Origin of the sequence: Mycobacterium sp. SMC-4, from assembly GCF_050205565.1 — a bacterium.
GTDB lineage: Bacteria > Actinomycetota > Actinomycetes > Mycobacteriales > Mycobacteriaceae > Mycobacterium.
This window is the reverse complement of record NZ_JBNMQU010000008.1, coordinates 36,418-54,570: the sequence shown is the minus strand read 5'-3', so window position 1 is coordinate 54,570 and position 18,153 is coordinate 36,418. Positions and strand designations below refer to the sequence as shown.

15 protein-coding genes are annotated in these 18,153 nt (G+C 67.3%); 7 read left to right on the top strand and 8 right to left on the bottom strand.

Annotated features, from left to right (window positions below; genetic code table 11):
- Positions 1 to 524 precede the first annotated feature (524 nt).
- Genes ACQI46_RS15170 through ACQI46_RS15150 form a run of 5 tightly spaced genes read left to right on the top strand, consistent with a single transcriptional unit; the run spans position 525 to position 5,403 of the window.
- Positions 525 to 1,316 (top strand): glucose-1-phosphate cytidylyltransferase, encoded by a 792-nt coding sequence (locus ACQI46_RS15170; protein ID WP_427094843.1) that lies wholly within the window; start codon positions 525 to 527, stop codon positions 1,314 to 1,316.
- Positions 1,313 to 1,984, top strand: coding sequence for a PIG-L deacetylase family protein (locus ACQI46_RS15165; protein WP_427094842.1), 672 nt, complete (start codon positions 1,313 to 1,315; stop codon positions 1,982 to 1,984). The genes ACQI46_RS15170 and ACQI46_RS15165 overlap by 4 nt, the downstream gene beginning before the upstream one ends.
- On the top strand, positions 1,972 to 3,042 hold the full coding sequence (locus ACQI46_RS15160) for an NAD-dependent epimerase/dehydratase family protein (protein ID WP_427094841.1): 1,071 nt from the start codon (positions 1,972 to 1,974) through the stop codon (positions 3,040 to 3,042). Before ACQI46_RS15165 ends, ACQI46_RS15160 begins: the two co-directional genes overlap by 13 nt.
- 1 nt (position 3,043) lies before the next feature.
- Positions 3,044 to 4,276: a class I SAM-dependent methyltransferase gene (locus ACQI46_RS15155; RefSeq protein WP_427094840.1), complete on the top strand. Its 1,233-nt coding sequence runs from the start codon at positions 3,044 to 3,046 to the stop codon at positions 4,274 to 4,276.
- Positions 4,273 to 5,403, top strand: a complete 1,131-nt coding sequence (locus ACQI46_RS15150) for a class I SAM-dependent methyltransferase (RefSeq protein WP_427094839.1) — start codon at positions 4,273 to 4,275, stop codon at positions 5,401 to 5,403. The genes ACQI46_RS15155 and ACQI46_RS15150 overlap by 4 nt, the downstream gene beginning before the upstream one ends.
- Before the next feature lie 344 nt (positions 5,404 to 5,747).
- On the opposite strand, the gene ACQI46_RS15145 is transcribed toward ACQI46_RS15150, so the two are convergent.
- The 8 genes from ACQI46_RS15145 to ACQI46_RS15110 all read right to left on the bottom strand — a co-directional run bounded on the left by ACQI46_RS15145 (position 5,748) and on the right by ACQI46_RS15110 (position 16,832).
- Positions 5,748 to 7,052: a lipopolysaccharide biosynthesis protein gene (locus tag ACQI46_RS15145; RefSeq protein ID WP_427094838.1), complete on the bottom strand. Its 1,305-nt coding sequence runs from the start codon at positions 7,050 to 7,052 to the stop codon at positions 5,748 to 5,750.
- Positions 7,052 to 7,987: a glycosyltransferase gene (locus ACQI46_RS15140; protein WP_427094837.1), complete on the bottom strand. Its 936-nt coding sequence runs from the start codon at positions 7,985 to 7,987 to the stop codon at positions 7,052 to 7,054. The genes ACQI46_RS15145 and ACQI46_RS15140 overlap by 1 nt, the downstream gene beginning before the upstream one ends.
- Positions 7,984 to 8,895: a glycosyltransferase family 2 protein gene (locus ACQI46_RS15135; protein ID WP_427094836.1), complete on the bottom strand. Its 912-nt coding sequence runs from the start codon at positions 8,893 to 8,895 to the stop codon at positions 7,984 to 7,986. The genes ACQI46_RS15140 and ACQI46_RS15135 overlap by 4 nt, the downstream gene beginning before the upstream one ends.
- Positions 8,896 to 9,338: 443 nt before the next feature.
- On the bottom strand, positions 9,339 to 11,408 hold the full coding sequence (locus ACQI46_RS15130) for a hypothetical protein (protein WP_427094835.1): 2,070 nt from the start codon (positions 11,406 to 11,408) through the stop codon (positions 9,339 to 9,341).
- A 92-nt stretch (positions 11,409 to 11,500) separates the two neighbouring features.
- Complete coding sequence (locus ACQI46_RS15125) at positions 11,501 to 12,763, bottom strand: glycosyltransferase family 2 protein (RefSeq protein ID WP_427094834.1); 1,263 nt, start codon at positions 12,761 to 12,763, stop codon at positions 11,501 to 11,503.
- Positions 12,760 to 13,575, bottom strand: a complete 816-nt coding sequence (locus ACQI46_RS15120) for a glycoside hydrolase family 16 protein (protein ID WP_427094833.1) — start codon at positions 13,573 to 13,575, stop codon at positions 12,760 to 12,762. Before ACQI46_RS15120 ends, ACQI46_RS15125 begins: the two co-directional genes overlap by 4 nt.
- Positions 13,572 to 14,474: a glycosyltransferase family 2 protein gene (locus tag ACQI46_RS15115; protein ID WP_427094832.1), complete on the bottom strand. Its 903-nt coding sequence runs from the start codon at positions 14,472 to 14,474 to the stop codon at positions 13,572 to 13,574. The genes ACQI46_RS15120 and ACQI46_RS15115 overlap by 4 nt, the downstream gene beginning before the upstream one ends.
- A gap of 360 nt (positions 14,475 to 14,834) precedes the next feature.
- Positions 14,835 to 16,832: a M13 family metallopeptidase gene (locus ACQI46_RS15110; RefSeq protein WP_427094831.1), complete on the bottom strand. Its 1,998-nt coding sequence runs from the start codon at positions 16,830 to 16,832 to the stop codon at positions 14,835 to 14,837.
- A gap of 53 nt (positions 16,833 to 16,885) precedes the next feature.
- On the opposite strand from ACQI46_RS15110, the gene ACQI46_RS15105 reads away from it, so the two are divergent.
- Positions 16,886 to 17,464 carry a hypothetical protein gene (locus ACQI46_RS15105; protein WP_427094830.1) on the top strand — a complete coding sequence of 193 codons (579 nt, stop codon included), beginning with the start codon at positions 16,886 to 16,888 and terminating at the stop codon, positions 17,462 to 17,464.
- Complete coding sequence (locus ACQI46_RS15100) at positions 17,461 to 18,150, top strand: hypothetical protein (RefSeq protein ID WP_427094829.1); 690 nt, start codon at positions 17,461 to 17,463, stop codon at positions 18,148 to 18,150. Before ACQI46_RS15105 ends, ACQI46_RS15100 begins: the two co-directional genes overlap by 4 nt.
- Positions 18,151 to 18,153 lie beyond the last annotated feature (3 nt).

Sequence of the window (18,153 nt, the reverse complement as noted above, 5' to 3'; positions counted from 1 at the left end):
GCTTCACATCGAAGCTATGAGCGCCCTGGCGATTCGTCCATGCGGGCCAGCGTGTCAGCAGCAACCTCTCAGGCATCAGTCAGGTTTCCTTGTCGCCGGACGACAGACAAACGTGACGCTGTGTAGTGAAATTTGCCACAACTCAATCGGTCGATCCAGGATGCGAAGTCCACATTCGCGCGCCGGAGCTGGTGCGGCTGTACTCATGCAGAGGACGTCGGCATAGCCGAGCAAAACCGGATGACGTCGTGAGCGTCCCACCGTCGCCGAACTCCACCGGATACATGCAGTTGAAAGGTGCGTCGCCCCAAGTTATTGCGCACCCATAGACGTCTGTCAGGCATTTGCTAGATCCGCCTTGCAACGCGAAATGCCGGGTGATACGTTCAGCGCGTCGCCGGGGAGCGCAAACAAAATTTGCCGCACAGTAAATACGGGGTGAATTTGCGGCAGCTGCGTGGAGTCCCCGGGTGGCTGACGAAGCGGGCGCCACGGCCTGCCGATGATGTGAAGGGAGACCAGGCATGAAGGTCGTTCTGTTCTGCGGCGGGTACGGCATGCGGATGCGGACCGCCGAGGGGGACGTCATCCCCAAACCGCTGCAGATGGTGGGGCCGCGTCCGCTGCTGTGGCACGTCATGCAGTACTACGCCCACCACGGCCACAACGAGTTCATCCTGTGCCTGGGCTACGGCGCGGAGAAGATCAAGGACTACTTCCTCAACTACAACGAGACGCTGTCCAACGACTTCGTCCTACGCGGTGGTCAAGTAGAGCTGGAGTCCTCCGACATCGCCGACTGGACGGTGCGCTTCGTCGACACCGGGCGCGAATCCCCGATCGGTGAGCGGCTGCGTCGCGTGCGCAACTACCTCGACGAAGACGAGTACTTCCTGGCCAATTACGCCGACGTGCTCACCGACGCCCCGCTGCCGGAGATGATCGAACGCACCGTCACCAGCGGAGCGTTGGCCTCCATGCTCGTGGTTCCGCCGGCCTCGTCGTTCCACTGCGTCGACGTGACCACCACCGGAGAGGTCAAGGAGGTCATACCTCTGACCGACATGTCGGTGGGAATCAACGGCGGATACTTCGTCCTCCATCAGTCGGTGATCGACCTGATCCCGGAGAACGGCGACCTGGTGGGCGACGCGTGCCTGGCGCTGGCAGGCACCGGAAAGCTGATCGGCTACCGGCACGACGGATTCTGGAAGCCCGCCGACACGTTCAAGGAACGCGCGGAGCTGGATGCCGACTACAACAACGGTGTGCGGCCGTGGGCGCTGTGGGAGCAGTCCGCGAAGGCGATCGCGTGAGCGTTGCCATCGCGCTGGAACCGGCCAGCGTGGCACTCGTGGGAGCGCACTGTGACGACATCGCCATCGGCGCCGGCGCCACACTTCTGCAGATGACCCGGCGCAACCCGCAGTTGGTCGTGCACGCGCTCGTGCTCACCGGTGCCGGCACCGACCGTGAGATAGAAGAGAAGAACGCGTTCGCAGCATTCTGTGGTGCCGCCGAAGTCCACCTCACGGTGCACGACCTGCCCGACGGGCAATTGCCCCGGCACTGGGGCGACGTCAAAGAACGCATCGCCGCCTTTCGGCGCACGTGTGAACCGGACCTCGTCATCGGCCCCCAGCGCTTCGACGCCCACCAGGACCATCGGCTCCTGGCCGAGCTGATGCCCACCGAGTTCCGCGGCCACCCCTACTGGGGTTACGAAATCCTCAAGTGGGAGTCGGATCTGCCGACGCCCAACGTGTTTCACCCTGCCACAGCAGAGGACACGGAACGCAAAGCCCGGCTGCTCCACGACAACTACCCGTCCCAGACCGACAAACCGTGGTTCGACGAGCAGGCCTTCACCGGCCTCATGCGGATCCGCGGAGTGCAGTGCCGCCGGCAGTACGCCGAAGGCTTCGTCGCCGACAAGGTCTGCGTCGGCCTTCCCGAGTCGGAGAGGAAACCATGCGTGTCTTGATCACAGGTTCCGACGGTTACCTGGGTGCCCTGGTTGCGCCCTATCTGAGTGCCCACGGATTCGATGTGGTCGGCCTCGACACCGGCTACTACCGCACCGGCTGGCTGGGTTCGGAACGTATGATCGGCGGTCTCGACGGCGCCGTGCGCACGCCGGCAACTCTGGTGCGCGACATCCGTGACGTCGACATCGCCGACCTGCGCGGCTTCGACGCCGTCGTCCACATGGCCGAGCTGAGCAACGACCCGCTCGGTGACCTGATCGGCGACGTCACTTACGACATCAACCACGGGGGCAGCCTGCACCTGGCCCGGTGCGCGAAACAGGCCGGCGTGCCACGGTTTGTCTACATGTCGTCGTGCAGCGTGTACGGCGCGGCGGACGGCACGGTCAACGAGGACAGCCCCATCAACCCACTGACCGCGTACGCGCGGTGCAAGGCGATGGTCGAGCGGGACCTCACTGCGATGGCCGACGACGACTTCTCGCCGGTGTTCCTGCGCAATGCGACCGCGTTCGGTGCGTCGCCGCGGATGCGGTTCGACATCGTGCTGAACAACCTGTCTGGTCATGCGTGGGTCGAGCGCAAGATCGCGATGACCAGCGACGGCACCCCGTGGCGGCCGTTGGTGCACGTACTAGACATCGCGCAGGCGATTCGATGCGCGTTGTCGGCGGACCGCGCAACCGTGCACACCCTGGCGGTCAACGTCGGCGCCGACGAGAACAACCGGACCGTACGCGACATCGCCGCTGCGGTCAGCCTCGAATTCCCGTCGTGCGAACTGTCATTCGGGCCGCACGACGCCGATCAGCGCAGCTACCGGGTCGACTTCTCGCGGATCGGCGCGGTATTCCCCGATTTTCGGGCGCAGTGGGACGTGGCTGCCGGGGCGGCGCAGCTACACCGCGTCTACTCGGCGATCGACCTGACCGCCGAGACGTTCTACGGTCGCGGCCATACCCGGCTCAAGCAGATCGAACACCTTCTGCAAACCGGACAACTCGACAGCCGGCTGTTCTGGACCGACGCCGCCCTGGTCGCGACGGGAGTATGAGATGACCAATCGTTGCCGGCTCTGCGACTCGACCGCACTGCTCAGCGTGCTGGACCTGGGTGCCACGCCGCCGTGCGAGAAGTTCCTCACCGCAGCCGATCTCGACCAGACCGAACCCACATATCCGCTGCACCTGCGCCTGTGTCCGGATTGTATGCTGCTGCAGATCCCGGCGCTGATCACCCCGGAGGACACCTTCACCGAGTACGCCTACTACTCGTCCTACTCCGACAGTTGGGTCGAACACGCCCGTCGCTTCGTCACTGCCGCGGTCGGCGGGCTCGAGCTGGGCCCGGACTCGTTCGTCGTGGAGGTCGCCAGCAACGACGGCTATCTGCTGCAACACGTCGTGGCCGCGGGTGTGCCGTGTCTGGGTGTCGAACCGTCGGTCAACGTTGGTCAGGCTGCGCGCGAGCGCGGCGTCCCCACGGTGACTGCGTTCCTCGACCACACGGTCGCTGCCGAGATCCGGGCGCAGCACGGTCCGGCCTCGCTGGTGGTGGCCAACAACGTCTATGCGCACGTGCCCGACCTGCTCGGCTTCACGCAGGGCCTACGGACCCTCGTCGCCGACGACGGCTGGGTCAGCATCGAGGTGCACCACGCGCTGGATCTGGTCCGCCATGGCCAGTTCGACACCATCTACCACGAGCACTTCCAGTACTACACCGTGCTGTCGGCGATGCGGGCACTGGCGACCGCCGGCCTCGACGTCGTCGATGTCGAACTGCTTGCCACACACGGTGGTTCGCTGCGCCTGTGGGTCCGCCCGCACGCGGTCGCCGGCGAACCCGGCCCGCGGGTGCGCGCGGTTCTCGCCGCCGAAGCCGCGGCCGGCCTGCACGAGGTCGACGGCTACACGCAACTGCGACCCCGCACCGAGCGGATCCGGCACGAGCTGCTGCGATTCCTGCTCGACTGCCGAGCAGCCGGTAAGCGCGTGGTCGGCTATGGTGCGCCCGGTAAGGGCAACACGCTGCTCAACTACGCCGGGGTCCGCACCGACCTGATCGAGTACATCGTCGATCGCAACCCGTACAAGCACGGCCGGTTCACCCCCGGGACGCGGATCCCGATCTACGATCCCTCGGTGCTGGTCCGCGACCGGCCCGATGTCGTCCTGGCGTTGCCGTGGAATCTCGAGGACGAGCTGACCAACGCGCTGGCCTACATCGGTGAGTGGGGTGGGCAGCTCTATTTCCCACTGCCCGAGATGCATGAGGCGCGCCTGTGAGCAGAACGTCACCGGCCCGGTGCCGTGGTTGCCACAGCACGGCACTGGAAACCGTCCTCGATCTCGGCCTGGCACCGGCGGCCGACCACTTCCCACCCGCGGATTCCGTTGCCACAGCGGACGAGTCAGCGCACCCGTTGCGGATGGATCTGTGCCTGGAATGCGGGCTCGCGCAGTTGGCCGAAGACGACACGCAGGCCGAAGAACCGCGTGGTGTCGAGCCGCTCGCGTTACGACTGCAGGCCGCCGAGGCGGTTCGACGCGTCGCCGAGAGCGGCTGGATGCGCGGGGCGACGGTGCGGGAGTTCCCCAGTCCGCACGGCGGCAGCTGGCTGCCGCTACTGGAGGAGTACGGCTTCCGTCCAGCGGAGGCTGCCGATGTGGTGCTCGACTCATTCGGCATCATGCACGACGCCGATCAGCGAGCGGCTCTGGAGCAGCGCCGCGATGCGACAGCACCCGGCGGCGTGCTGTTGCTCCAGTACCATTCGCTGCTGGCCGTGGTGGCGCAGGGGCATTGGAACATGCTGCGCCACGGACATTTCGGCTACTACTCGCTGACCGCGCTGCGTCGACTGCTCGCTGATGTCGGTATGCGTCTGGCCGCGGCGTGGGAGTTCGACCTCTACGGCGGAACCGTTCTGCTGGCGGCCGTCCACCAAGACGATGCGCGGGCCATTGCCGTCGACCCGGTGGCGACAGCCATCCTGAAGCGGGAACGCGAATTCGGCATCACCCGTCCGGGTGTCGTGGGGCGACTGGCGCGTGCTGCTCAGATCCAGGCCCGCGCATTGCGTGACCGGCTTGAGGATGCGCATGCGCGAGGCCGATCCGTCTACGCCTACGGCGCGCCGTCGCGCGCGGTCGCACTGTTGGCCCTGGCCGGGGTGACCCGCCGTCTGCTCCCGGCAGTCGCCGACGCCGCCCCCTCCAAGCACGGCCGCCGGATGCCTGGCACGGACATCCCGATCGTCAGTCCCGACGAGTTGGTCGCGTCCGACCCGGATGACGTGATTCTCACGCTGCCAGACCTTTTCGACGAGGTCTCTGCCCAGTACCCACAGCTTGCGGGACGCTGGCGGCTGGACTGGACCGAGCTTGCGCCGACTCTGGCGCGTACCGTTTAACCGGCAGGGCGCAGCGATTTTCAGTGGAGGGTGAACAGTGTCAGTTCCAACCCGTCCGGCTGCGTGCCTCATCGCCTGCGGTGACGTCGGGGGCCATAGCCGATGCGTCCGGTCCCCCCAGATGAAACTTGCGGCAAACACAGCCGTCCAGTCGCCGACGGCGGCCAAGTCGAACACATCACCGCGCGAGGTACTCGTCGCGTCGCGTAGTGCGGACGGTACGGCCGTTCGCCACTTGGTGCTGATCTCGATGCGGTGTCCGCCGACTCCGTCCGCATCCAGTGTGTGGCGCTTCGCCGGGGGAGAACGGCGACGACCTACAGTGCTCGGCTCATCCGTACCGCTCAACCGACCGTCGCGTACGGCTGTTCGCGTTCTACGCGCCGGAACTCCCGAAGGGAGCGCACCAGCGGCACGATCAACAGCGTTGCCACGACGAACTCGACTGCGAGGTAGAGCCAGCCCACCCCGATGAGCCCGAACGTCGTGGTTGCCGCGTGGCAGCCGCCCACGATCAGAGCGGCCGCGCTCGCACGGACCGCGAAGATCAGCCCGAGCCTGCCGGTGACACGCGCGAATCCCTCGAAGATCGCGGCCACCGCGGACAGCGGAATGAACAGCGCTGCAACGTAGAGCAGCGACGCACCTTCGGCGCGGTATGCACCGCCGACCAAGCCCAGCGCGAGGGGCCCCAGGACCACCAACCCGAGGCTGCCCGTCAGCGCCACCACGGCCATGCCCTGCATCATGCGAACCGACAGGCTGTAGATCTTCGTGGGATGGGCCACGGCCTCGGCGACGTAGGGGCTGATCACCAGGTGCACGGTCAGATAGGCCGCACTGACGATCGACCACGCCAGCGCGAAGTAGGCGCTGGTGACCGCGCCGAACTGACTGAGCACCAGCAGCGGGACCACCAGCGGTGCGGCGGTCCACACCGCTGTCAGCGCGAACGATGCATACGAATATCGGAAGATCACCCGCGGTGACGGCAGCGTGGACGGTCGCAAGAACTGCGGATCGCTGCGCCAGCGGCGCCGCATGGCCAGGAGCACGACGAGGAACGCGAAAGCTCCTACCAGACCCCACGACGCGACGATGGCCAGCGAGCTGCCGGTCCATGCCAACAGGCCGAGGACGATGAGCTTGAACAATGCGTGGAACACGTTCTTGGCTGCCGCCCAGCGCGCCACCCCGAGCCCAGCGGTGGTCTTGTCTTCGAGCGCGAACAGCGCATGCTCGGCGACGAGCAGCGGATAGATCAGCATCATCGCACCGGAGACGAACAACTCGTCGGGACCGACGAGGACCACGACTGTACCGGCGACCAGCGAGGTGATCGCAACGGCAGTGAAACCCTGCCGCACCAGGGCCGCGGTGCGTACACCGGCCATCGGCAGGAAGCGTTCGCAGAGCGTGTCGATGCTCAGCATGGACAGCGTCGACAGCATCACCGCGGAGTTCAGCACGGCGGCGCCGATGCCGACCGCTTCGGCGGGATACAGTCGCGCCGCCGCACCCCAGAACACCAGGCCGAGTACGCCGGTCAGGACGTTGGCCGCCACCAGTGATGCGGTGTTGATGCCCATGTTGCGTTGCGCGGTGGCGGTACCGCGCGGGCCCGGGCGGATGCGGCCGGCGAGCGTCATCAAGCGCTCGGTGTCCGGGCCGACCGTCGACGGGAGGCGCGCCTCCTGCTGAGGGCGAACAGCATGGTGCGTCGGACCTGTTTCTCGTAGGCGTTGAGCCGGCCGACGGCGTGGTCGACGCTCGAGATGGTCCAGCGGGAGTCGGCGGCCAGTCTGCGGGTGAACTGCCCCTGCTGGACGATCTGCGAGCGGGCAGCCATCGTGGCCGACACGGTGTCGCAGCCGAAGCGGAACGATGCGAGTACCTCTGGCACACCGTAGAAGTCGCCGTGCTGCAGCAGACGCACCCACAGGTCGGCGTCGCTGTAGAACAGTTCCACGTCGTCCCGGAATCCTCCGGTGCGGTCGAAATCTGCGCGCCGGAACATCGTTGCCACGGGCGCGCCGATCGGATTGGTCCCGCTGCGAACGAGCGTGCGCACCACGTGTTGGGCGCTGCGGTGGCCCTTGATGCCGCGTAGTCCGCGGGCCGGTCGGAGCAATTCACCGTCGCTGTCGATGAAGTCGGTCAGTGCACCGACGAGCGCGACGGTCGGGAATCGGCGCAGGATGTCGGCCTGGGTGGCGATGCAGCCCGGTGCGATGACGTCGTCGGCGCACACCAGTTTGACGAACTCCCCGCGGCACAAGCCAACAGCTCGGTTGAAGTTGTCGATGATCGGCACGGTCGCGTCGTTGCGCACCAGTCGGACGCGGACATCGGCGAAGGACTCGACGATGGCGGACGTGGCATCCGAGCTGTGGTTGTCGACGATCACCACCTCGAAATCGTCGTACTCTTGAGCCAGAAGGCTTTCGACGGTGGGGCGCAGGTGCTGCTCGGCCTGGTACGCCGGTACGCAGATCGACACCGTCGGACGTCGGGCCGGCGTGGTCTCGTCCTGCCGGCCGGGCGCCGTGAGCGTCAGCTGGTCGTCGTGGATCAGGTCGGTCACAATGCCTCCCGCTCCGGCCACTCACCGAAAGAGACTGCGGAGGAGCGACGTTCGTGCTTCTGGAGTCGAAGCGTGCGCATCGAATCGGAGGGTGCCGGCCGGTACAGGGCAGACGGCTGGAGGGCGGCGTGGACGCGGGACCGGCCGGACCGTCGGTAGCTGACGTACTCGCTGCCGATGGTGCGCAATACGCGTAGGCCATCGCGCACGGCGTTGAGATTGCTCGCTCCGTGGATGCGGTCGGCTTCGTAGCTGCAGACCTCCGAGATCGCCAAGCCGTGCGCGGCGACCCGGACGTTGATCAGAGTCTCGATCTCGAAGCCGTCACCCCACTGCGGCGCCGACGTGGCCGTGTCGGGAAGGTCCATCGACGCCAGGCAGTGACGCCAGAATGCGTTGTAGCCGTAGCAGAGATCGGTGTACCGCGTCGAGAAGAGCAGGTTGACGAGTGCGTTGAGGAACCAGTTGCCGGCGCGTCGGATCCGGGTGATGTCGCCGCTGCCGCCACCGGCCATGAAGCGCGAGCCCTTGGCGAAGTCGGCCCCGGACATCAGCGCGCTGACGAACCGGGGGATCTCGGCCGGATCGGTGCTGCCGTCGGCGTCGATGGCCACGATGATGTCGCCGGTGGCCGACTGGAAGCCGCACGCCAGCGCGTTGCCCTTACCTCGGCGAGTCTGTACGAGATGTACAGCGTCTGGCCACAGCTCTTTGGCCACGGCCACGGTGTCGTCCTGTGAGCCGCCGTCGACGAACACGATCTCGGCAATGTCGGAGGGCATCCGTTCGGCAACGTGCGGCAGGTTGCGGGCTTCGTTGAGCGCCGGAACGATTACCGACACGGCCGGCAGGGGGACGCCGTCGGGAAGCAGGTCGCTGATGGCGCAGGTACTACGGGCAGTGGTCATGGCGAGCTCTCCGTGCGTATTCAGGGCAAGGGTGCAGGCCTTGGTTGTGCTGCCTGCGGCACTCCACGCGGTCCGCGAACGACGCACCGATCCCGTGGGCGGAGGCGCCGAACTCGGGGAAACGGATTCGCTGGCGGAAGTGACAGCTAATTATTAGCATGCCGAACAGCGAAGTGATACCCCAATTTCGCTACCAATGGTCTATATCACATCCGCGCGTGAAATGATTCCCAAAACTGGGACACCCTTGTCTGTTCTCGGCACAAAAGAGCACGTCAACGCCTATTAACGCCACGTCTGTTCAAGCCAATCGAATTTGTGCCGACGCAAATTCATCTGCGCGTGGTTGTTGGTGAAGCGGCGCCAAACGGCACAAGGGAATTCGCAAAAGCGCGATCTCAGCATCGTTACGAGGAGATGCTGTCGTGATCGTGCGGTGACCGTCAGGATCGGGGCGGGAAGGTTCGAAACACGACGCTGTTGACATCCTGGTACAGGACCGTCCACAAAGGTGACCGTCGGAGTTCGTTCTCCACGATGCCCGCCGCCGCGGGGTGGAAGTTGCCGTAGTACTGCATGGCCTTGTTGGACTGTCGGGACAAGATCAGGTAGGCCACGTCGGCGTCGTAGGTCGCGAACTCGTACAGCGCCCGCAGATCTCGTTGGCTGGGCACACCCGTCTGCAGTTCGGGCAGCCTCGGTTCGCGCCCGTCCCACAGGTCGTAGGTGACCGGCTCGTCGAAATACGGATTGTGCAGCGTGACATCGGCATAGCCGGCGTTCAACCGGGTCGGCATTCCGCCGTGGCGCAACATCACCAAGCGGGTGCGCACGTCGGCGTCCCGGGTGATCTCGTCCATCGCCTGGACCTGGTCGCGGGTCTCGTACACGATCGGCCAGAGCGCCACATAGCCGTGCAGTCCGGCCAGTCCCGCAATGGTGACGCCCACGACGGCTGCGGCGCCCCGCGTCGTCCGACGAGGGTCGGCGCCGATGTCGCGCACCGCGGTGACCACCGCCGCGGCGATCAGGATCGCCATGCCCAGGAGGGCGTACAGGTAGACGCGGAAGATGGCCTCACCGCCATAGCTCTGGCCCAGCAACAGCCCGAACGATGCGAAAGCCGCGACGGCGGGGGCGAGCACGCGCCGCCCGGTCCGCCACAACCAGAGCGCCGAGGCGAGCGCGCAGAGCACCACCGCCACCGACAGTGAGCGCACCACCGCCGAGGTGAAGTCCTTCGCGGGCAGTCCCGAGGTCTGGACGTTGCTCGCGGCGTTGTCGAGAGGACTGCCGCCCGACAGCAGGCCGTAGGGCAGCACAGCCTCGAGGTTGAGCAGCAGATAGGTCGCTGTGATAACCGCCATCGCGACGGCTACCCACCACGGCCGGGCGCGCTTGAGCACGCACAGCGCCAGGGCCACCGCCACCGCCCAGAAGGGGGTGAGCTGATGGCTGGGCACGATCGCGGTGAACACCACGACGGCCAGAACCCCGCACGCGTGGCTTCTGGGCGAAGCCAGCAGCAGCGCCAGCATCCCGAACGCCAGCACCAGCGACCAGGCTTGCGGCGAGAAGTAGTCCTGCCCTACCCAATTTGTGATCTCCGCGATGAACACGGCGGTCAGCGCGACGTAGCGGGACCGGCCGACGGCCCGCGCCGCGGTGTACACGGTGAGCGCGATGAGCACGTGTATCGCCGGCGCGAACAGGTGCGCGATCGTCATCGGGGAAACTCCGGTGACCTCACAGAACCACGCCCAGACCGCGAAGAACGCCGGCCACTGCGTGTAGATGTCGGTGCCGTCCGGGGTGAGCCGGCCGTGCACCAGGATGTAGTCCACGACCGCGATGTGCTTGTACGTCCAGTCGTAGAGCGGCACCTCGGTTGCGACGAAAGTCGTCACGCGCGCGACGGTGATCGCCGCGACGACCGCCCCGACCGCGGGTAGCAGCCGGCGGCTTCGGATGGCGAGCACCATGGCGACGCAGCAAGCGACCATGCACACCGCCAGCAGCGGTCCCGTCCCGGTGAACAGCAGCCCGTAGAAGCCCGCGTCGACGCCGGGCAGGCCGGGCAGCGCCACCGCCCACAACAGGACGGCCGCCCCGGACAGCGCCAGCGAAACTCGGCTCTGCACCACGCTTCTCGCTGGAGCAGCAGCCAGAGTGCGCACGGACCACCCGAGCGCAGCGTCACGGGGCGAACTGCCGGTGCGGTAATACCAGTAGGCGCTACTGGCCGCCACGGCGACCACCGATACCCACAGGATGTGCAGGGGCGCCCACCTATAGGACCACAACGCCGCGATGGCCATCAGGGTCGCGATCGCCATCCCCAGCACCGGCACGGTGGACAACCACACCCGCCGCGGGACCGACACCCACGTCAGCACCGCGCTGCCGGGGCCGGTCGCGATGAACACCACCAGGCACACCGCGCGCAGCGCCCCCGGTACGTCGGTCAGTGCGACGGCTCCCGCTCCGGCTCCCAGCACCGCCAAGTCGGCCATCCGGGCCCTGAAGATGCGAACACGTTGTGGTGGAGCCGGTTTCCGATGACGCCCCGATTCGGTAACGCCGATCGGACGGTCGAGAACAGCTGTCATGGTCGGGTCCCCCTCTGTGCGCGACCGTTGCGTCGGCCCTGCCACAGCGCCCGCGGTCCGCCCAGCACGGCGAGCACTTCGGTGCGTCCGACTGCCGGCGGCACCTCGCCGCGCAGCGGCTCCGGGGTGGCGACGTGAGAGCCGTAGTCCATCCCGAAACGCACCGAGGCGACCAGGGCGCGGCGGATCACCCGGCCCGCCAGCCGACGATGCTGGGGATCCAGCGCCACCTTGGTCAGCCACGCCCCGAGACCTCGGCCGTAGCCGCGCGCCTGGGACAACAGTGCGTCGCTGTCGCTGCGGTGGCGATGCCAGACGATGGCCGACGGTTCGGTGGCCAAGGCGTCGCCCTGGGTGAGCACTCGGAAGAACATGTCCAGGTCTTCACCGCCCTGCGCGGGAGTGCCCGCACCGAGAGCGTGGTCGAAACCACCGAGTTCCAGGACGCGCTTGCGTCGGACGGCGAAATTCGCACCGGTGCCGAAGCGGCCCACCTGAAACGGGAACAAGGGCTGGTCCTCGGGCGGATCGGACATGCGGTACACGCGAGGCTCCAGCGAGCCGGCCCACGAAACCCGCTGGTCGAAGTATGCCTGTGCGGCTGTGCGCAATTCGCCGGTGGGAACAAGCCCGGACACACACGTGATCTGAGGATCGCGGTCGAAACCGTGCGCCAGGCCGCGCAACCAGCCGCGGTCGACCACGACGTCGTCATCGGTGAACGCGACGATGTCGTGGCGTGCTGACCGAAGACCGGTGTTGCGTGCGACCGAGAGCCCCGGTATGGGCTCAGCGATCCGGCGCACGCGGGCGTCGCCCAGTTGCGTGACGACGTCGGCGGTGGCGGCGGTGCGCGCCGCGTTGTCGACCACCACGACCTCGAAGTCCGGATAATCCAGTAGCAGAACCGATTTCAGTGCGTCGGTGAGTTGGTCGGGACGATCGCGGGTGCAGACCACCACCGAGATCGGCGGCATCTCCGGCTCGGTGGCCGGCACGTCCGGACGCTCCGGGCGCACCGAGACATTCACCCGGCCGTCGACGATGGGTGCCTCGACGAAGGCGAGAGGCCGCTGCGCATGGCGCACGAGAACCCGGGCGTGTCGGTAGCCCTGCGACTGACGGGCGATGAATTCCACCCCGCCGCCGCCCGCGTACGCCTCGTCATCGAGGTCGAGTACGCCGATCCAACGCGCGTGCCTCCAGTTCGGCCGCGCACGGACGGGCATGACCGGGTCGAGTGCCGTCGGGCGCGTCATCGCGGCGTCACCTTCACCCAATCGACGAGCATGGTCGACGGATTCGGGGTCGACGCGTCCGGCGGTCCCGGCCACGACCCGCCGACGGCCACATTCAGCAGCAGGAAGAACGGGGTGTCGAAGACCCAGCGGCTCTCCGGAGCCAGATCGGCGGGGGTCACGGTGTACAGCGTCAGATCGTCGATACCGGTGGTGATGCGGCCGGGCTCCCGCTCGACCCAGTAGGTGTGGAACTGACCGGCCAAACCGAACGGTGCCGGCCCGGAGGCCAGGATCTGTTGTCTGCGTTCGGCTCCGCTACTGGGAACGTGCACCCCGGTGTGGTACTCGTCGGCGTGGTTGAGGGTCTCGATGACGTCGATCTCCCCGGCTTCGGGCCAGCCCACGTCATCCAGTGACGCACCCAGCAGCCAGAACGCGGGATGCAGTCCCGTCCCGGCAGGCAAGGAGATCCGGGCCTCGGCACGCCCGGCGGTGAACTCGACGGCGCCCTTGGTGGTGACACGGGCCGAGGTGATCTTCCCAGCGTCATCGGCGCGGGCAGAGATCTCCAGATGTCCCGCGCCGTCCAGGCGGACGTTCTCCGGATCGTCGGTGTAGACCTGCATTTCGTTGTTGCCCCAGCCGCCGCCGCCGACGTCGAACTGCCACATCGCCGAGGGGCGGGCCCCGGCCGGACCGTCGAACCCGTCGAAGAACGCGACCACCGGCGCGGCGGGTCGCGTGTTCCCGGTCGTCACCGGCACCGAGCAGCCGACGAGGACGACGGCGGCCACCGCGAGCAGTCGCGGCCGGCACCGTACCGGCTTCATCGGATGAGTTCCGATCCGCACAGAACCTGCGTACAGCCGACGAGATAGCCCACCGCGGTGACCAGGAGCCCAGTGGCCAGTGCGGACACCCGGGCCGGACGGCGTCGGCCATGCCAAAGACCGCGCGGCAGAATCCTTGTGGCATAAGTGCGTTCACTGGCCAGCGCGGAGGATGCCCCGCAGAGCCGCGACAGGATGGCCTTGCTGCGGCCCTCGTGGAAGCAGCGGCGCACGAAGTACGCGACCGTCGTGCGGTCCTGCGGCACCGCGTGCGACACCGCGAAGTCGGTCTTCCGGACGATTCGCCTGCCAGGGTCTCTGCTGGTCAGCTCGATGCCCATGAGCGTCTCCTCGCAGCCGGTCGGAAGCGTCCCGACCCTGCCCAGACGATCCGAGAAGCCGCCGATGGACACGAGATCAGTCCGCCGCACCGCCATGGCCGCACCGATGGGATTGCGGATGGGCGAACCGTCCGGTGGTAGCCCGCGGTAGTCGCAACCGATGACCCAACCGAATTCCGGTGGGAACCAAGTGGGTTCACAGCCGTCGTGCCACGCCGGCTCGACGGCGCCGCCGAGCGCACTGACCTCGGGGTCGATCATCGCCTGACGCACGGCTTCCAGCGCGCCGGGACGCAAGACGGCGTCGTCGTCGAGGAACACCACCACCGAGCCGGTGGCCGCGTGCAGGCCGGTGTTGCGGGCACCGGACAGACCGCGGGTCTGGGCGTTGGCGAGCACTGTCGCCCGTGCACCGTAGGACGCCTCGAGGTCGCCGCGCAGTTCTTCATTGCCGTCGACGACGAGGATCAACTCGTCGGCCGGATTGAGCTGCGCCAGGGCCGCGGTCGCCCCGTTGGCGAGCATGCGGCGGCGGGCCTGGGTATAGCAGCAGATCACCACACTGAGTGAGACAGCAGCCCCGGCTGCTTGGCGAGAAAATGACTGGATACCAACGGCACCTTTGCTGGCTGTCATCAGTTCCCTCGTGGAGTTGTTTGCAGACTGCGGCCGTCAGCATCGGAAATGCTTTTTGACGTCGCCGTTCAATTTGGCTGGGTTTGTCATTCGGAGAAGCCAGCAGTGTTGCTTAGCGTGGTTATCCGGATAACTCGCGATACCGTAGCAAATCATGATCAGGCGCGAAAGCCGTGGGACGGGATTCACACGGCAACGGAGTCGGCGGGTAGGAACGCGCACGCCGAAACCCGGCGCCGGTCAACCGGCGCCGGGACGGCGATCGTCAGAGAAAAGGAGGGGCTAGTTCCAGATGCGAACGCGGCGCTGCGGCTCGAGGTACAGCGCGTCGTCTCGGCCGACCTCGAAGGCCTCGTAGAACGCGTCCATGTTGCGGACCACGCCGTTGCAGCGGAACTCCGGCGGCGAGTGCGGATCCACCGCCAACCGCCGAATGGCCTCGGCATCACGGGATTTGGTGCGCCACACCTGTGCCCAACCGAAGAACACGCGCTGCTCACCGGTCAACCCGTCGATCACCGGTGCCGGCTCGCCCTTCAGCGACAACCGGTAGGCCAGCAGTGCGATCGACAGACCGCCCAGGTCGCCGATGTTCTCGCCGACGGTGAACGCGCCGTTGACGTGATGGGACGGGTCCAGTCCGCGCGGCACGAACTGCTCGTACTGCTCGATCAATGCCTTTGTGCGAACCCCGAATTCGTCGCGGTCGGTGTCCGTCCACCAATCGAGGAGGTTGCCGTCGCCGTCGTACTTGGCGCCCTGGTCGTCGAAGCCGTGCCCGATCTCGTGCCCGATCACCGCACCGATGCCGCCGTAGTTGGCGGCGTCGTCGGCCTCGGCGTCGAAGAACGGCGGCTGCAGGATGGCCGCCGGGAACACGATCTCGTTCATGCCCGGGTTGTAGTAGGCGTTGACGGTCTGTGGTGTCATGAACCACTCGTCGCGGTCCACCGGCCCCCCGAGCTTGGCCAGGTCGCGGTCGTATTCCAGCGCGTAGCCGCGGCGATAGTTGCCGTACAGGTCGGCGCGGTCGATCACCAGCGCCGAGTAGTCGCGCCACTTGGCCGGATAGCCGATCTTCGGGGTGAACTTGTCGAGCTTGGCCAGCGCCTTCTCCCGCGTCTGCGGGGTCATCCAGTCGAGCTCGTTGATGCTGACGCGGTAGGCCTCGCGCAGGTTGGCGACCAACTCGTCCATGCGTGCCTTGGCGTGCGGGGGGAAGTGCCGCTCCACGTACAGTCGGCCCAGCGCGTCGCCCATCAGGCTCTCGACCACCGACACCCCCCGCTGCCAGCGGGCCCGGATCTCTTCGGTGCCTGAGAGCCGGCGCCCGTAGAACTCGAAGTCCGCGGCCACCACGTCATCGGTCAGCAGGAAGGCCCGCGCGCGGATCACGCGCCACCGCAGCCAGTTCTTCCAGTCCTCGAGCTGCTCACCCGACCACAACCCGGCGAACGCGGTCAGGAAGTCGGGCTGCCGCACGACCACCTCCGCGGCCTGCTCGGTGGTGGCGCCCAGCGCGCTCAGCCAGCCGGCCCAGTCGAAGCCGGGCGCCTCGGCCGTCAGCTCGTCGAGGCTGCGCAGGTTGTAGGACAGGTCGGCGTCGCGGCGTTTGACCACATCCCAGTGCGCCGCGGCGATCTTGGTCTCCAGCGCCACGATCTGCCGTGCCGTGGCGGTGTGGTCACCGGCGCTGCCGTACACCAGCGAGAACATCGTCGCGATGTGCTCCGGGTAGGCGGCCAGGATGTCGGCGTGCTGCGGTTCGCGGTAGTACGACTCGTCGGGCAGCCCGAGACCCGACTGGGTCAGGTGCAGCAGGTAGCGCGTCGAATTCTTCGAGTCGGTGTCGACGTACAGCCCGGCGCCGCCTCCGACGCCCGTGCGCTGCAGCCCGGCCAGCACAGCGGTCAACGCGCCCACCGAATCGGCGGCGTCGATGGCGGCCAACTCGTCGAGCAGCGGCGCCAGGCCGCGGTCGCGGATGGTCTGCTCGTCCATGAAGCTCGCGTACAGGTCCCCTATGCGCTGCTCGTCGGTGCCCTCGGCGGCACCCGACTCCGCCGCCTGGGTGATGATCTCGAGGATCTGCTCCTCGGCCCGGTCGTAGAGGGTGCGAAACGCGCCGTCGGTTGCCCGGTCGGCGGGCATTTCGTACTCCGCCAGCCAGCGTCCGTTGACGTGACCGAAGAGGTCGTCCTGCGGGCGGGTCGACGGATCGACGTAGCTCAGGTCGAGTCCGGACTTCAGTGTCGAGCGGGGAGCGGCTTCCAATGTCACTCCACCAGCCTGCCAGAAGAGTGGCCGTCGCCGGCTTAGGTACTCTCACGCGCATGCCCGACGAGCAGGAGGTCCGCCGCGAGGGTGTGTTCTCCGGTTATGGGATCGGATCGGCAGTGCTCGCGGTGGTGGCCGTCGTCGCCGTCGTGCTGGGCAGCCTGATCTGGGTCGGTCATCGCAACGACAGCGCCGAGCTGGAGCACCGCACCCGGGTGTTGCAGACCGCCGCCGAATGGACCGGCGTGCTGATCAACATGAGCAAAGACAGCATCGACACGGACCTCGCCACACTGCACGAAGGCACCGTCGGGCAACTCAACGCCGACTTCGAGGCCTCCGTCGAGCCGTTCCGTCGGCTGGTCCAGACACTGCAGGCCCGCACCACCGGGCAGGTCAACTCGGTGTCACTGGAGACCATTCACCACCCGCAGGCCGAGGACCGGCCGCAGGACGACGGCGCCGACGACCTCACCGGCTTCGCGACCCGCACCGACACCGTGCTGGTGGTGGCCACTTCGCTGAGCGAAAACGCCGGCACCGAGACACCGCAGACCGTGCGGTGGACCCTGCGCCTCGACGTCGCCGAGGTGGACGGCGAGTTGCGGATCTCCCGGCTGGAGCCGATCCGATGAGAAACCGACTGCGGGTCCTGGGCTTCGACGTGCTCGCGCCCGCGGCGGCCGTCGTCGCCTTGGTGTACATCGGCGTCGCACTGGCCTGGCCGCGGTGGTGGGTCGCCGTCTTCTCGGTGCTGTGCCTGCTGATCGTCGAAGCGGTCGTCGTCAACTTCGTGCTGGCGCGCCGCGACAAGGTGACCATGGGCACCGACGACGACGGACCCGGGCTGCGGCTGGTGGTCGTCGGCACAGCGACCGCGGCGCTGGTGGCCGCCGCCGTGGTGGGCTACACGCAGTGGACGGTGCCCGACCGCACCCTGCGCAGCGACACCACCGAGGTCGCCGGGATCGCCAGCAGTGTCGCCGAAGCGTCGGCCACATTCACTCCGCAGAACCCGACCGCGTCCATCGACCGGGCCGCCGGGCTCATGTCACCGGAGAGCGCCGAACGGTTCCGCGCGGACTTCGCGGGGGTGGCCAAAGACCTGGCCGGCCGCAACGTCTCGGCGCAGGCCCGCACGGTGTCGGCGGGCGTCGAGGCGATCGGCCCGGCGGCGGCGAGCGTGGCGGTGGTGTTGCGCAGCACCCAGAACACGCCGGGCCAGGAACCCGACAGCGCGGTGCTGGCGTTGCGCGTGACGCTGACCAAGACCGATGGCCGATGGCAGGTCGTCGACGTCAGCCCGCTGCACTCGCGCTAGCGA

Excerpts from the sequence above, each read along its gene's own strand:
- ACQI46_RS15170 (WP_427094843.1), top strand. The coding sequence starts at position 525 with ATGAAGGTCGTTCTGTTCTGCGGCGGGTACGGCATGCGGATGCGGACC.
- ACQI46_RS15160 (WP_427094841.1), top strand. The coding sequence starts at position 1,972 with ATGCGTGTCTTGATCACAGGTTCCGACGGTTACCTGGGTGCCCTGGTT.
- ACQI46_RS15155 (WP_427094840.1), top strand. The coding sequence starts at position 3,044 with ATGACCAATCGTTGCCGGCTCTGCGACTCGACCGCACTGCTCAGCGTG.
- ACQI46_RS15145 (WP_427094838.1), bottom strand. The coding sequence starts at position 7,052 with ATGACGCTCGCCGGCCGCATCCGCCCGGGCCCGCGCGGTACCGCCACC.
- ACQI46_RS15135 (WP_427094836.1), bottom strand. The coding sequence starts at position 8,895 with ATGACCACTGCCCGTAGTACCTGCGCCATCAGCGACCTGCTTCCCGAC.
- ACQI46_RS15130 (WP_427094835.1), bottom strand. The coding sequence starts at position 11,408 with ATGGCCGACTTGGCGGTGCTGGGAGCCGGAGCGGGAGCCGTCGCACTG.
- ACQI46_RS15125 (WP_427094834.1), bottom strand. The coding sequence starts at position 12,763 with ATGACGCGCCCGACGGCACTCGACCCGGTCATGCCCGTCCGTGCGCGG.
- ACQI46_RS15120 (WP_427094833.1), bottom strand. The coding sequence starts at position 13,575 with ATGAAGCCGGTACGGTGCCGGCCGCGACTGCTCGCGGTGGCCGCCGTC.
- ACQI46_RS15105 (WP_427094830.1), top strand. The coding sequence starts at position 16,886 with ATGCCCGACGAGCAGGAGGTCCGCCGCGAGGGTGTGTTCTCCGGTTAT.
- ACQI46_RS15100 (WP_427094829.1), top strand. The coding sequence starts at position 17,461 with ATGAGAAACCGACTGCGGGTCCTGGGCTTCGACGTGCTCGCGCCCGCG.